This is a genomic window from Pseudoalteromonas prydzensis (assembly GCF_011050055.1).
GTDB lineage: Bacteria > Pseudomonadota > Gammaproteobacteria > Enterobacterales > Alteromonadaceae > Pseudoalteromonas > Pseudoalteromonas prydzensis_A.
The window spans coordinates 1-13,634 of the sequence record NZ_DRGM01000196.1; the positions used below are offsets into that span (position 1 = coordinate 1).

At 39.3% G+C, this 13,634-nt stretch carries 14 protein-coding genes, 1 tRNA gene and 2 pseudogenes; 5 read left to right on the forward strand and 12 right to left on the reverse strand.

Going from position 1 to position 13,634, the window contains the following annotated elements; all coding sequences use genetic code 11:
- Positions 1-91 (forward strand): annotated as a pseudogene (locus tag ENH88_RS23235) (transposase DNA-binding-containing protein); the annotation flags it as partial.
- Positions 92-135: 44 nt separating this feature from the next.
- Here the strand turns inward: ENH88_RS23235 and ENH88_RS23240 are convergent.
- From ENH88_RS23240 to ENH88_RS20225, 8 genes and pseudogenes are all read right to left on the reverse strand, one after another.
- Positions 136-219 (reverse strand): annotated as a pseudogene (locus tag ENH88_RS23240) (hypothetical protein); the annotation flags it as partial.
- A 469-nt stretch (positions 220-688) separates the two neighbouring features.
- Positions 689-1,186 (reverse strand): Hsp20/alpha crystallin family protein, encoded by a 498-nt coding sequence (locus ENH88_RS20195; RefSeq protein WP_304185078.1) that lies wholly within the window; start codon positions 1,184-1,186, stop codon positions 689-691.
- Between the two features lie 87 nt (positions 1,187-1,273).
- Positions 1,274-1,465 carry a DUF2934 domain-containing protein gene (locus ENH88_RS20200; protein WP_304185079.1) on the reverse strand — a complete coding sequence of 64 codons (192 nt, stop codon included), beginning with the start codon at positions 1,463-1,465 and terminating at the stop codon, positions 1,274-1,276.
- A 428-nt stretch (positions 1,466-1,893) separates the two neighbouring features.
- Positions 1,894-2,154 carry a DnaJ domain-containing protein gene (locus ENH88_RS20205; protein WP_304185082.1) on the reverse strand — a complete coding sequence of 87 codons (261 nt, stop codon included), beginning with the start codon at positions 2,152-2,154 and terminating at the stop codon, positions 1,894-1,896.
- A gap of 112 nt (positions 2,155-2,266) precedes the next feature.
- Positions 2,267-2,920 (reverse strand): BON domain-containing protein, encoded by a 654-nt coding sequence (locus ENH88_RS20210; protein ID WP_304185083.1) that lies wholly within the window; start codon positions 2,918-2,920, stop codon positions 2,267-2,269.
- A gap of 251 nt (positions 2,921-3,171) precedes the next feature.
- On the reverse strand, positions 3,172-3,708 hold the full coding sequence (locus ENH88_RS20215) for a cyclophilin-like fold protein (RefSeq protein ID WP_304185084.1): 537 nt from the start codon (positions 3,706-3,708) through the stop codon (positions 3,172-3,174).
- 45 nt (positions 3,709-3,753) lie between these two features.
- Complete coding sequence (locus ENH88_RS20220; protein WP_304185086.1) at positions 3,754-4,953, reverse strand: MFS transporter; 1,200 nt, start codon at positions 4,951-4,953, stop codon at positions 3,754-3,756.
- A gap of 157 nt (positions 4,954-5,110) precedes the next feature.
- Positions 5,111-6,217: an alpha/beta hydrolase gene (locus ENH88_RS20225; protein ID WP_304185087.1), complete on the reverse strand. Its 1,107-nt coding sequence runs from the start codon at positions 6,215-6,217 to the stop codon at positions 5,111-5,113.
- 293 nt (positions 6,218-6,510) lie between these two features.
- Between ENH88_RS20225 and ENH88_RS20230 the strand changes: the two genes are divergently transcribed.
- On the forward strand, positions 6,511-7,455 hold the full coding sequence (locus ENH88_RS20230) for an AraC family transcriptional regulator (protein WP_304185089.1): 945 nt from the start codon (positions 6,511-6,513) through the stop codon (positions 7,453-7,455).
- A 213-nt stretch (positions 7,456-7,668) separates the two neighbouring features.
- Here ENH88_RS20230 and ENH88_RS20235 read toward each other — a convergent pair whose 3' ends face one another.
- Positions 7,669-8,220, reverse strand: coding sequence for a cytochrome b (locus tag ENH88_RS20235; RefSeq protein ID WP_304185091.1), 552 nt, complete (start codon positions 8,218-8,220; stop codon positions 7,669-7,671).
- 332 nt (positions 8,221-8,552) lie between these two features.
- On the reverse strand, positions 8,553-9,020 hold the full coding sequence (locus tag ENH88_RS20240; RefSeq protein WP_304185093.1) for a GNAT family N-acetyltransferase: 468 nt from the start codon (positions 9,018-9,020) through the stop codon (positions 8,553-8,555).
- A gap of 123 nt (positions 9,021-9,143) precedes the next feature.
- Between ENH88_RS20240 and ENH88_RS20245 the strand changes: the two genes are divergently transcribed.
- Complete coding sequence (locus ENH88_RS20245) at positions 9,144-9,527, forward strand: DUF1842 domain-containing protein (protein ID WP_304185095.1); 384 nt, start codon at positions 9,144-9,146, stop codon at positions 9,525-9,527.
- Between the two features lie 352 nt (positions 9,528-9,879).
- On the forward strand, positions 9,880-11,784 hold the full coding sequence (locus ENH88_RS20250; protein ID WP_304185097.1) for a hypothetical protein: 1,905 nt from the start codon (positions 9,880-9,882) through the stop codon (positions 11,782-11,784).
- A gap of 140 nt (positions 11,785-11,924) precedes the next feature.
- Here ENH88_RS20250 and ENH88_RS20255 read toward each other — a convergent pair.
- Positions 11,925-12,009 (reverse strand) — tRNA-Leu (locus ENH88_RS20255).
- 261 nt (positions 12,010-12,270) lie between these two features.
- On the opposite strand from ENH88_RS20255, the gene ENH88_RS20260 reads away from it, so the two are divergent.
- Positions 12,271-12,765 carry an RDD family protein gene (locus ENH88_RS20260; protein ID WP_304185099.1) on the forward strand — a complete coding sequence of 165 codons (495 nt, stop codon included), beginning with the start codon at positions 12,271-12,273 and terminating at the stop codon, positions 12,763-12,765.
- 40 nt (positions 12,766-12,805) lie between these two features.
- Here ENH88_RS20260 and lptG read toward each other — a convergent pair.
- Positions 12,806-13,634 (reverse strand): LPS export ABC transporter permease LptG (gene lptG / locus ENH88_RS20265; protein ID WP_304185100.1); only part of this gene is annotated, 829 nt, incomplete at its 5' end.

A 13,634-nucleotide genomic window follows, 5' to 3' on the forward strand; every position in this document is an offset into this window, starting at 1 on the left:
CTTAATGTCATCTTGTCCAGACCCTGCAAGTATTGAAGGCGCATATCGCTTTATCCGTAACGATAATATTTCTGCTGATGACATTGAGGACTTACCGGCATTACTTGCCAAAGAAGCGGCTATCTTTACAAGGCGTTTAGTGCGGCGAGGATCGGTAAGCTTAGCTTTACTGAAAATAAGTTGCGCCCATTCGAGAGATTCATTGCTTACCATATTCATGACCTAATTTTTTTGTTTATTAGATCATGAATATAAGAAAATAGAAACTTCTGTATAAGAGACAGGCTTCGAGCTTCGAGCTTCGAGCTTCGAGCTTCGAGCTTCGAGCAATAATGATAAGCGGCATAGAACAAGCCAATTCAAATAGTTAGCTTCGTTTATTAGAACACGTTTATTTGAATAAGTCCTAACTTGATCTGTCAGATTTGTACCAAAAGAAGTCATAGCCGAGCTGTTCAGTGAACGATCCCAAATAGCAGGAAGCAGGCCGCGAGGGGTAAGCCTATTAATTATATATTTTCTCTATAGCAGACATTGAAATTTTGCAGTTTTGTCGAAGTGAAATTTGTCTAAGGGATAATATTATATAAATTTAACCACGGTTTAAATTCAGTACATTCTTTCGAAAATCGTTCTCAGAATGCACTGTTTAATTAGTTTTTATCTTGAGAGCTACAGAAGACTGCACTCATTCTTTTATTGTAATTTTTCGCTGCTGCTGTTGTGCCTTAGCTGATTTAGGCATACTCACATGCAATACACCTTTCTTGAAATCAGCTTTAATTTTATCTTCTTCAACACTGGGTGGAAGTGAAAAACTTCTTTTAAAAAAGCCATAACTGCGCTCCATCATGTGGTAGTTACTATCTTTGCCTTCTTCTTTTTCCGTTTTCTTCTCACCACTTAAAGTCAAAATACCATCTGATATTTCTAGATTAATGTTATCCAACACTAGTCCAGGAAGTTCAGCAGAAAGACTATACGACTTGTCATCTTCGACAATATCAACTTTAGGGTTGAGACTCATGTTGGTTGAGCCAGAATTGCTAAAGGCTGGATGCAAAAAAGGCCAGTTACCACTAAATTTATCAAAGAAGTCATCTATGCTCGGAAAGTGCGTACTTAAAGAGCCAATACTTTTGTTTTGCCCATTATGTGGTTGTTTTGTTATAGAAATATTTGTCATTTTTTTCTCAAAAAATTTTAGTATGTGAGTTAAGTATCAGTCCCGATTTGATGACGGAACTGACTCAATGTGTTTTGCGAACATTAACTATCTTGATAATTGTATATCGACGGTTTTTTCTGCTGCTAACCAATCTTCCATTTGGTTACCATTTTTAAAACCTCGTGCGCTAGCAAGTTCATATGCCTCTGCTTTAATCTTACTGTGACGATGAGAATCAACATTTGGCTTATTGGATTTAGTCGTTGATGTTGCGTTTTTTGAATTTGTATCACTCATTTTAATGCTCCTAAATATCGACCTGATGAAACTTAGAACCCAACAACGAATAAATCATTGCCGTAAGAAAAATCAGACCTTCTTTCAATTAAATTGATGAGCTATATAAACTTTTAATGCTAATGTTTAGCTATTAAAAGAGTCATTTTGGCTCGTATTGCCATATCAAAAAACGCCCCTTCACTATCCATTAATAGCGTCAATGTATGACATATTAAGAATAATCATTATAAGGCTTAAGTACCGTTCGCCAGCGCACACAATTTAAACAATTTGTTGCTTGAAATTATTTTTTTTGCACAGCTTCTGATGCGCGATTGAATTTTTATGGTGACTTAACTTTCTTGTGGTCAAACGGCATTTTTGTGGGGGTTACTTCGTTTAGACAGTTCATATTTAAATGATGTGAATATGAACTTATAAATCAATTATTGCTTTTGAAAGGTGTTTTGTTGCTCATACTTAAGGCGCTCAGCAGATACTTGCCAATGCCTAAAAGTTGAGTTTCTGTAATTATTTTTCAAACCAGCATAGGCTTCTGTAATTTCTTTATACACGTTTTCACAATTTGCCAACTTAGATATATCAGGGTGATACATACGTGCCAATCTGCGATATGAACGTTTGATTTCATTTGCCGATGTGCTTAATTTAACTCCCAGTGTTTGATAATAATCATAAAGTTGCATACTAGCCCCTCATTAAAATTAATTAATGGTATAAGTCAGTTGACACTCATTCCTAATAATTCGCCTGATGTTAAATCAAACGAGTTGCTTTACTACAGCAATGTCGGGCTTGTTAGGGAACAATAGTAAGATTGTTAATAACACTGCGCACTCCAGGGGCTGCCCATGTAGCTCTTAGGGCTTGAGTACGTTCACCTACGGACGCAACACTGCCAGAGAGTGTAACGGCGTCGTGATTGGTGCGAACAGTAATTCGACGTGGTTCTATGTCAGCATTACGTTTAAATGCATCTTCAATTTTAGACTTAATATCAACCCACTTAACAGACGGTTTGATTGTAATAGCATTAGTTACTCCAGTGACACCCATCAAATTTTCCACACTACGCTCAGCGGCATTTTTTTGGTATTGCCAATCTACTGAGCCATCAAGCGTGACCTTACCTTGTTTTACGATTACCGTTATTTTGTCATGGGGCACTTCAAAGCTCCACAACAAGGCATTTGCTGCTGCCGCAGCAATATCACTATCGTTGCGCTTGTGAAGACCAAGTATTTCTACTTCTATTTCATTGGCGATAGCCGATACACCCAAAACACTTTCAGCTGCACTGACCGCTGCCGAACGTTGTGTAAAGTGTGCCACCTGACCTGTAAGGGTTATGACACCATCCTTTGCAGTTACGCCAATATGTGCAGCGTCGATATTGGGACGCCAGCGAAGTTCACTTAATACATCATCTCTTAGTTGTGAATCAGTTTTCATGTATTTCTCCATACATTGGATTGAGTAGAAAATAACATTTCACCAGATGCCTACTGCTAAATTATGAAAAGTGGTGAGTTATTTATATTCGATAATTTAATAATAGTAAGATTGAACTAATGTAAGTTAGAAAACTGTGCGCCAACACACTTCCAATCTACTTTAAGTCAAAAAAGCTGATTTAATTGATATTCGATTTGGAGTCGTCGCATTGAATGGGCTTATTCATGGCTTAATTCGCCATACGCTCTTTAGTTTTTAGAAAACATTACGCTTACATTATTTTGTCCAAGTATCTGTTGTAACTGGTTGGGATCCTCGATATGGCCAATACGAGTGTATGAATATGAGGTATCAAAATCCTTATAGAAGACAACTATAGTTCGATTACCCCACAACATGATATCGCCATTATGAATACGTTTTGGGCGATGTTCATCAGTTGATATTGATTTCGGCAGTTGGGCGTGCTTTTCATTATTATTAAGGTCATCCATGTTGAGAGTAAATGGTAACATGGCTGAAAATTCACGCGCTGCCGGTGTGTTGATTAAGTTGGCTTTGAAACGATGATTTCCAATGGTAATCCACATATACGAACGCTCCGATTGAGTTACGGTGTGTTTAGCTGCGATTGGATCTGTTACTAGCTGGGCAGCATAGCTGCTACTTAGTGCTAAGCATAACAGCAATAATAGGCTAGCCAGTTTGATCAACGTTAAGCGCAGCCGAAGATCTATTATGCCTAAGGTACTTACTTTGTTGGTGCTAACAGCAAAATTATTCATAATAGTGGCCCCATTAATTTTATTATTTCGATAAACGAGTAGATTTTATTGTGCTTGTAGGCGTGATGCTTGCAATGCGAGAAAAGCACCAATTAACAATACAGTCGCGCTGGCAATAAAAGTGCTTTGGTAGCCATCAGCATCAAATAGTAGCCCTCCAACGGTAGAGCCTAACGCGATGGACATTTGGACAACCGCAACCATCAAGCCACCTCCGGCTTCAGCATTATCTGGTATCGCTTTTGCGACCCAAGTCCACCATGCTACGGGAGCGGCAGTGGCGAACAATCCCCATAAAGAAAGTAGTATTGCTACGATGAACACATTACTTCCTAATGGGATTAAGGCGATGGCAATCATAGCCATAAGAATGGGAATACCGATCAGCAAACCGTATAACGTTTTTTTGAGAAATGAGCTGATGATGAATGTGCCAATAAGCCCTGAAAACCCAATAGCAAGTAATAGCAGAGACAATGTAGAGACGCTGGTATGTGTCACTGTTTCAAGGAAAGGTCTCAAGTAAGTAAATAGAGCAAACTGTCCCATAAAAAAAGCGCCACAGCCTGCCATACCAAGGGCTACGGTACGGTTTTTTAGTATCTTGAGAATATTTCGAGAACTCGATGTGTTTGTCTCCGTTTCCATAGTAGGTAAGGTCAACCATTGCCATATTAAGGTGATTAGCGCAATAGGAATTATCGCTAGAAAAGCACCACGCCACCCAATAATAGACCCTAAATAACTGCCTAATGGTGCAGCAATGACTGTTGCCATCGCATTACCACCATTAAAAATGGCGAGAGCTTTAGGTACTTTTTCAGGTGGCACTAATCGAATGGCCATTGCCGCAGACATTGACCAGAATCCACCAATGACCACGCCGATGAGCCCACGTCCCAACATATAAGCTATGTAATTTGGTGCTAAAGCTACAATGGCCCCAGAGATTCCCATCAAGAAAGTGAGTGTTAATAGTAATTTCTTACGGTCAATGGTGCCGATAAAAGCAGGCAGTAATAGGCTGGTCAGTACAGCAAAGATGCCAGAGATTGCAATGCCTTGGCCTGCCATTCCTTCCGTTATCTGTAAGTCGTTTGCAATTAGTGTTAGTAAACTAACAGGCATAAATTCGGACGCGATAAGTGTGAATACACATAAAGACATGGCAAATACGCCACTCCAATGAGCTGTACTCTCAGTCAGCTCAGAAGATGAGCCATCATAGGTCGTCGTTGATTTCATAAGTTCGTTTATTTTGCCTTTATTTTATAGAAGTGCCTCATGTGATTAAACAACACACGTGGTTTCAAAAGCCGGATTCAATTAATTAGTTAATAGGGCAAAAAATCGCTCTTATGCCCATACCAACCATGTAACGACAAATAGCTAACTATATCGATTAAGCGAGATGTTGTTTGAAGAAGCTGGTGAGCTTGTCAAACGGAATGACATCCATTTGATCATATAAATCAATATGGCTAGCACCGGGAATAATCATTAACTCTTTTGGCTCAGCAGCATTTTCATAGGCCGTTTCACTAAAATAACGTGAATGTGCTTTTCCACCATGAATGAACAGAATAGGACGTGGTGAAATTTCTTTAATGTAAGTTAATATCGGCATGTTCATAAAGGATAGTGGTGTAGTTTGCGACCAAGCGTTACCCGAGTTAACGGCACGTGGGTGATAGCCGCGTGGTGTCATGTAGTACTCATGGTAATCAACCTTAAATTGCGGTTCGCCACCTTTCAATACGTTGTAAGGTGCTTGATAGGCTGGCGTGCCATTGTTTGCATCTTGCCAGCGTTGTTGGCTTAGCTGTTCGAGTGTTTGTGTGCGTTGCTCTAGAGTGACACTGTCGTTATAACCCTTAGATATAACGCGGGTCATATCATACATAGTGCTGGTGACAACGGCTTTGACACGTTTATCGACGGCGACTGCATTTAGTGCCATACCACCCCAACCACATACACCTATCATCCCGATACGCTCACGATCCACATTTGCTTGTATACCAATACAATCTACCGCAGCGCTAAAGTCTTCCGTATTGATATCAGGTGATGCAATGTTACGCGGCTCACCACCACTTTCACCAGTGTAAGACGGGTCAAAAGCAAGCGTAACAAAACCACGCTCAGCCATTGTTTGAGCGTAAAGACCTGACGATTGTTCTTTCACTGCACCAAAAGGTCCACCAACAACTATCGCTGGTAATTGACCTGGGGCATCCTTGGGTTGGTAAAGGTCGGCAACGAGAGTAATACCATAGCGATTTTTGAATGTAACTTTTTTATGATCGACCTTGTTACTTTTGGCAAATTTTTTGTCCCATTCATCGCTTAACTTTAATGATGATTGAGCAAAAGCTTGAGTTGATAATATCGTGCTCAGACCTAAAGCAATAACGCTTGCTCCAGTCATTTTCATCATATTTCTACGTCCTTCATTGGCTTCATTTTTTTTAGAAGTAATGCTGGTATTTTTAATGGATTTATCCATGGTTTTCTCCTGATAAATTGAGCGAGTATTGCTGAGCGCACTTTGCATAAAATGTTCAAATATTTGAACGCCATGAGTCTTTACTACCCGTGTGATAGGCATTCATATTTGCCATAAATAATGAAATAAAGACGATGGTTTGTTTTACTAGTATTTAGTTTTACAGTTTTGTCCGATTTATGTTAGCAAGATCCTACTCAATGCTTGCCTAATACGCCGAATGGATAGAATTTCAGGTGACTCTAGGTATGGAACGACCTATTATTAAGTAAATCAAATTTGAGGAATATCGAATGATTGCTCAACACGAATCGAGAGCTGAAAATAAACAGTTAGATATAAATATCAGTGATATGCAGGCTAAGTTAGCTAGGATTATCGAGCAAAAAACGGTAGGCAATGAAGATAGTTCTACGTCAATTGAAAGCTTGTCTCTGTTTCGTCGGGAAGTGGTCGCGAAACCTTGCGCTTGTACAATTGAACCAAGTGTTCTTTTTGTCGTGCAAGGAACTAAGCAGTTGTTAGTTGGAGAGCAAAACTTCACCTATGATACACAACATTTTTTACTCAATTCATTGGATATGCCTGCTAGCTCGCAAGTAATCGAAGCCAGTTTGGATAATCCTTGTTTAGGGTTGATGTTAAAAATTGATATGCAGCTCATGGCCGATATTATTGCTCAAAATGGTATGAATCCTTCTCATGATAGTTCTATCAATGGAAGCTCTGCCATAGGAACCGTTACGTCTGATTTATTGGCACCGTTTATTCGGTTATTAGATCTACTAGATGAGCCTGAAGCTATTACAACACTTTCGCCACTCATTGTGAGAGAAATTCATTACCGCCTTTTGACTAGCGATCTTGCTGGTCGGATTTGGCAGATTGCATCATCGGGAAATCAAGCTAATCGAATATCTAAAGCCATAGGTTGGCTTCGAATGCATTATTCCGAACCATTAAATATTGAAGAGTTGTCGTCACATTTACAAATGAGTACGACGACCTTGTATCACCATTTTCGTAAACATACATCGATGAGTCCTTTGCAGTATCAAAAATGGTTACGATTAAACGAAGCCCAACGTCTGATGCTTAACGATAATTCCGGTGCATCAAGTGCAGCATTTCAAGTAGGCTATGAAAGTCCTTCACATTTTAGTCGTGAATATACTCGGCTTTTTGGAATATCGCCTAAGCGACATATTGAGATATTACGAAAAGGAACAAATCAATAATTTGGCCATCATGTCATTATTCAATCTAATTTATTTGAAAAGTGCATTTTCTCAATATATTTTCTGATCTGAATAGGGCCTCAGTTGGTTTTGTGCTTAACACGAACTTGTCCAAAAGAGTGTTAGGTTGTCCGTCCGGTATTCACTCTTAGCCGAACTTCGTCAAAGTGGCAAAAGGCAAATTGAACCTCCTTTTTTAATTTTTATTCGCTGTTATTTTTTCGGCAACCGCATTCGTGTAAGCGTATTGTCAGTTAAAACATAGTGGTGGAATAAGGCGGCGGCTGCATGTAATCCAATCAAGTAATAACCAACTTCCCCTGCGGTTTCATGCAGCTCTTTGATGGTTTTAGCCAAGTCTAAATCTTTACTGGCCAATGGCGGCAGCTCTAGACCAAAAAACGGAATTGGTTTGCCTGCCGTGCTCAAAATTAACCATCCCGCAATAGGCATAGCAAACATGAACCCATACAAAATAATATGCACTAGTTTAGCCAGGTTATTTTGCCACTTAGCTGGCTCTGGTTTTATATCAGGAGCCGAACCACCTACTATGCGAGCAACTAGCCTAACGCTTACTAAGGCTAAAACCGATAAACCAAGCATAAAATGCCACATTTTAAAGGCATCTCGGGTTGTAGTCCCTTTGTCGAATAATTCGCGCAGTTCAATGCTTGCGTACACAGCGACAATCAATATGAACATAAGCCAATGCAAAGCAATGGAGATCGTATTGTAATGAGTTGTTGTGTTTTTAAAATTCATAATGCCTCTCGAAAAAATGTAGCGTCCTCATCAACCTAGCTCTTATGTTTTGGGAGCTTGAAAAGGTAGCCTCTACCCTTGTACGTATTAAATACTCCACTATAAAGTAACCTATCGTTACTAAGTATTTAGTGATCTAAAACATAAATTTATATTTTAAAACCATGGTTAAATATGGTTAGTTAAGCGTAAACAGTGAAACTTAAAATAAACTTAAGTGATTGCATAACAAAATAATAACCGTTGGTTACCTTTAGAGAAGTATTTGCTAGTTAAACTAATAATTGAAAAGATCATGAATTTGCGTCGTTTTTTACACTGCGGCTCTTAAATTAAACAATACCAGTTCGAACCATGGCCAGCTTTTCGATACCGTGATCGGGTGTCCATCTTTTAAACTCAACAAAGCCATGCTTTTTATACAGCTTAATCGCGGGCTCGTTTACTACCGCGGTTTCAACTATTGCAGTTGTTATCGCTGTGCTAGTAACGCACTCACTTAACACATAGCGGATTAACTTACCGGCAATGCCTTTTCTAAAATGCTCTGGGTCAACCGTTAAGCTATTAATCTCTAATCGCTCATTGATAATTACCAGTTCAATAACCCCTGCAAGCTGAGTATCGTCATAAAATCCATAAAACAGTGTTTGCGAATTGTGTATATCATTAACAGTGCGCGATAAAGGCGGAAAGTTAAGCGTGCCGATTAATTCAGCTTCTATTTTATAGGAGCGTTGAAAGATGGTGTAAATTTGCTTTGCCACTGCCTCATTTGCATTATCTAACTTTGCAATCATTGTTTGAAATTCCTTGTTTGTAATACGCTGTAATATGTATTTTTTGGCAATCACCCTACACTTTCCCTCGATTAATGAATGCCAGCACAATGGTGTGCAGCACTTTATAAAAGGAAGAAGAAAATGTCTGATGAAAGCTTATACCTAGTTAAATTACAGTTTCAATCTGGTGTTGTTGGTGGTGGCTCAATGGAAATTCAGTTTGCCGTAGATCCAAAAACAGATGCACTAAATGGCCGTGCTAATGGTCACATTCAAGAAGGCACACAACATTCACCACAATTTACATCTAGCGCTTCGGGGCACATGCATGCTACTGGTTATAATGATATTACTAAAGTTGGCGCGCTAACAGGCCAAGCTGTGGTGTCTTTTCCGCCTCCTGCAATTGGTAGCTACCTGTCACCATTTACCGCGAGCTTCGCAGTTGATAACCAATGGAATGGTAAGGGCAGCTTTTCCGTGGGTGATAACACCTACCAATGTAAAGTGAGCTTAATTGACTAAGTAGAACATAGTTAGCAGTTCTATATAAATTAAGCGACGAACAAGCGTCGCTTAATTCTCTCAAAAACACGCTATTGTTTGTTACCCAAACTTCACCAAACTCGAAGCTATCGCGATTCAAGTAATTGCTTAACTTCTTATCACATAATTAAACGGTCAGAGTCTTCAATCAGCTACCCTGTACTGAAAGACGACCTATCGGCAAGAAATCTAAAGTCCAACCTAACCTCCATTATAATCTGCGTATTAAATTTGATTAAATCGACACTTTCCTACCATTACTTTTCCTTTATTTGGTCCAATTAAATTAACCAACTGATATAATGGCACAAAATATTAAGGAAAATTAGTGATGAAACTAAAAACAACAGCTGCCTGTCTTTTAACCTTACTACTTTCTGCCTGTGGTGGGGGAAGTAGCTCTGAAGAACAACAAAAAGCAGCAAATAACAAACCTACTATAGTGGGTGAGTTCAGTTTTGAACTCGCTGCGGGATCTAGTTTAGAACATGCACTTACTGTAAGCGATAAAGACAACGACACAGTAACTGTCTCTGTAATAAACAAACCTGATTGGCTAAGCTATGAACTAAGTGAAAATACACTAACGCTCAGTGCTTCGCCTACTCTTTTTGACATAGCTGAACATCAAATCGACCTATCAATTAGTGATGGTAAAGAGTCGAACCAGTTTAACCTAAGTATTGACGTTCACTATGATGCCGTTAACTTTCCTGGCGAAGCAATTACACTTGCAGATAAAGAATTAATCGGCACGTGGACTACAGCTGACTCTAGCTCACTATTTCATTTTTCAGCTGACCAAACAGGTTTTGCAAAAATTGAGAGTGACAACTTTCTGTTTAACTGGAATAACCCAGATGATGTTGAACTGCATACTCAAGAGTTTGAATGCATTGCAAATTGCATGCGTTCAAAGTTTATACCTCTCGAGATTTTAGCTAAGAAAGCTAATTCTATCCTAGCTAAAAAGTACACAAGTGAAACCGAATTCACTTGGCTTACCCTGATTAAGGGCGAGAAAAAAGCGCTTAGTTTTGATACTTATAGCGATCAACGCCAAGAGCAAACACTTAGACTAAGCCAACTAGGTAATGAAGAAGGCGTCAGATATACTTTCTTTGCCAATGTAGCGATTGAAGCCGAAGGTTACACTCAGTTGGCTGGATTTCACGAGAATGCAATTCTAACTGACGGTATATATCAATTTATTGAGCCTGAAGAGAAAGGTAATAGTATATTTGGGCAAGACTATACAAAAACGTTTCAAAATACTGATGGCTCATATCAACAAATCAGTTTTTCTGTTCAATTAAAACAAGCCGAACTCATTGCAAGCTTAGATGATTTTGCTGTTTTTGAAGTCACCTATCACTTTATCCCTCAAACATCTCAAGATACGGCTAATTGGCCTGAGCTTGAAAAAGAGCTTGTTGATCGCAAAACCTATAAAGTATTTAGAGGTGTTGCAGAAGCGTCAGTTCCTGAATTTTCAGCGGGTGATGTGTTATTCGGCTTATCTCCATTGTATTCAAATGTGCAATTAGCTGATGGAAGTTCCTTTAAAATAATCAATGCACCTATCACGGTTGATTCAGAAACTTCAGGACATTACTCAGTGAAAAACGCACTTACTGGTGAAGAGTTCACTTATGAGATTACGTTCAACAACTTGGGCGGTACTTTAGAATTCACCATAGGTACTGAAACCAGAAATGTACGCTATGTAAAACTCTACGATAATCGCATTGCTACTGTAGACGATTTTTACTCCAGCAAAAAACAATCAAGCTACTCTTACGCTAATCTAGCCCAAGCAGATACTACCTATAATGCGACTCAAGAAGATTATTTGAAAACCTTCTATGTTAACGATTTAAACGTGTTAAATAACAACAAGCATGCCGTTATAGAGCCTCACAATAACGGTACAGCCATTGTTTATAGCGGTGGTATTTTTGGCCCTAATGGCCGTTGGCAGTTTGAACAAGACAATAGCATGAGCTTTGTACTACCTTGCTCTCAAAATCAAACGATAAGTGGTTGTATCAATAATTCTGAAAAAATTGATGTGATCAACTACAAGCTTTTCAAAAAAGAAAAAGCCGGCTATTGGTTTTTAAGATCTCATACCAGTCAAGGCAAGCAAGCTGATGGAGAAATAAGCCAATCAGTAACGCAAAGTATTCAATTCTTAAAACTATGCGATAGCGTCTGTATATACAGAAGTAATTAACTAAAAATCGAACGATTAATGCAGATTATACTGTATTAATCGTTTGCCACATCATATGGCTATAAACTAACCACTAACCACTGACGACTTTATTTCAGGCATAAAAAAACCCCGACCAATGTGGTCAGGGCTATTAAAAGTGGTACCAGCGGCCGGACTTGAACCGGCACGCCTTGCGGCAGGGGATTTTGAATCCCCCATGTATACCAATTTCATCACGCTGGCATCATTTTTCTTTAACCTTCTAACATGAGAAGATAAAGAAAAACCACTTTAGAGCTAAAACTTATAAAACCGTCTTTGTCTCTATGGCAAGCATTATACAAACAATCAGAGGAGCAGCAAGCGTTTTTTACAAAACCCTGATCAACCGCTTAACAATTAAGCAACCATTAACATTCGCTCATTAAAGCGAGCTACGCTACAACTAGTATTTGTCTCGCTATTTGCTAAACTAGCGCGCAACTTAACTTTGTGAGTGTGTTTATGTCTGGTGAATTTCCACGTGCGGGCTTTTGGCGTCGCTTTGCTTCATTGATTTATGATTCTTTAGTCGTTATCTCATTATCCATGTTGACTGCCATTTTATATTTTGCGGCTATTCAGAGCTTAATTGCACTAGGCTTTATCCCACAAACAGAAGATCCTGCGGCCTTTATACAAGACTCTCCGTTGCTATATGGTATTCGTAGTGTCTTATTTGTTGGTGTAAATATTGTATTTTTTGCTTATTTTTGGACTAAGAGCGGGCAAACAATTGGTATGCGGGCATGGCGTTTAAAAGTACAAACGCGTGATGGTGAGCTGATCAGCTGGCCACAAGCCGTTATTCGCAGCATGTCAGCCTTACTTGGTTTGGGTAATTTAGTAGTGTTAGTTGATTTTAAAAACAAGCGTGCACTGCAAGATTATATTTCTAAAACCGAGGTTGTTGCGCTGACTAAAGAAGAAAACAAACGAATTTATCGCTCATTAGATTAAATTTTTTAGGAGCTAGCGATACATCTAGCTCCGTGCGTTATTAATTGCGCTTATTCAGCAAGTAAGTAGCAAAACCAATGAAGATAATACTCGGTAAAGTGGCACCGATAATTGCTGGAATTTGATAAACCATTACCACAGGGCCAAATATTTCATTGGTTAAGTGAAATACGATCCCCGTAACAACTCCCATCACAATCCTTGCCCCCATGGTTACTGTACGAAGTGGGCCAAATATAAACGACAGTGCTACCAGCAACATCACAGCAATTGATACTGGCTGCATTATTTTGCGCCACAGCGCTAACTCATAGGTACTGGTGTCTTGCTCATTTTGCTTTAAATAACCTAAATATGACCACAACCCTGTAAATGATAGTGACTCAGGCTTGACCGATACCACACCGAGCTTTTCAGCGGTCAGTTGTGAATCATAAAACTCTTCATCTTGCTGCTGAGTATTAATTTGCTCTTCGCCCAATTGCACTTTATTTACATCGCGCAGTAGCCAACCATCTTTGCGACTTACGGCTTCTCGCGCTTTGGTGATTTGCGTAAGTTGCAATGATTTATCAAAGTGATACATATTTACGCCATGCAATACGCCGTTTTGGTCAACATCTTCAATATTAATAAAGTTATTACCATCTTTGGCCCATACGCCTTGTTGTGCATTAAACACATCACCACCATGAATAGCGTGGTTACGCATTTCTTTCGCTTTAAGCTGTGCAGCCGGTGCGCCCCACTCGCCCAGTGCCATCATGCAAAGCGCCATAAATATTGCAGTTTTCATTACTGAGATAATTATTTGCAAACGCGACATACCCGCGGCTTGCATCACCACCAACTCACTGTTTGAGGCAAGC

Coding starts and splice junctions, on each gene's coding strand:
- ENH88_RS20230 (WP_304185089.1), top strand. CDS start 6,511: ATGATTGCTCAACACGAATCGAGAGCTGAAAATAAACAGTTAGATATA.
- ENH88_RS20245 (WP_304185095.1), top strand. CDS start 9,144: ATGTCTGATGAAAGCTTATACCTAGTTAAATTACAGTTTCAATCTGGT.
- ENH88_RS20240 (WP_304185093.1), bottom strand. CDS start 9,020: ATGATTGCAAAGTTAGATAATGCAAATGAGGCAGTGGCAAAGCAAATT.
- ENH88_RS20250 (WP_304185097.1), top strand. CDS start 9,880: ATGAAACTAAAAACAACAGCTGCCTGTCTTTTAACCTTACTACTTTCT.
- ENH88_RS20215 (WP_304185084.1), bottom strand. CDS start 3,708: ATGAATAATTTTGCTGTTAGCACCAACAAAGTAAGTACCTTAGGCATA.
- ENH88_RS20195 (WP_304185078.1), bottom strand. CDS start 1,186: ATGACAAATATTTCTATAACAAAACAACCACATAATGGGCAAAACAAA.
- ENH88_RS20260 (WP_304185099.1), top strand. CDS start 12,271: ATGTCTGGTGAATTTCCACGTGCGGGCTTTTGGCGTCGCTTTGCTTCA.
- ENH88_RS20225 (WP_304185087.1), bottom strand. CDS start 6,217: ATGGATAAATCCATTAAAAATACCAGCATTACTTCTAAAAAAAATGAA.
- ENH88_RS20210 (WP_304185083.1), bottom strand. CDS start 2,920: ATGAAAACTGATTCACAACTAAGAGATGATGTATTAAGTGAACTTCGC.
- ENH88_RS20200 (WP_304185079.1), bottom strand. CDS start 1,465: ATGAGTGATACAAATTCAAAAAACGCAACATCAACGACTAAATCCAAT.
- ENH88_RS20235 (WP_304185091.1), bottom strand. CDS start 8,220: ATGAATTTTAAAAACACAACAACTCATTACAATACGATCTCCATTGCT.
- ENH88_RS20220 (WP_304185086.1), bottom strand. CDS start 4,953: ATGAAATCAACGACGACCTATGATGGCTCATCTTCTGAGCTGACTGAG.
- ENH88_RS20205 (WP_304185082.1), bottom strand. CDS start 2,154: ATGCAACTTTATGATTATTATCAAACACTGGGAGTTAAATTAAGCACA.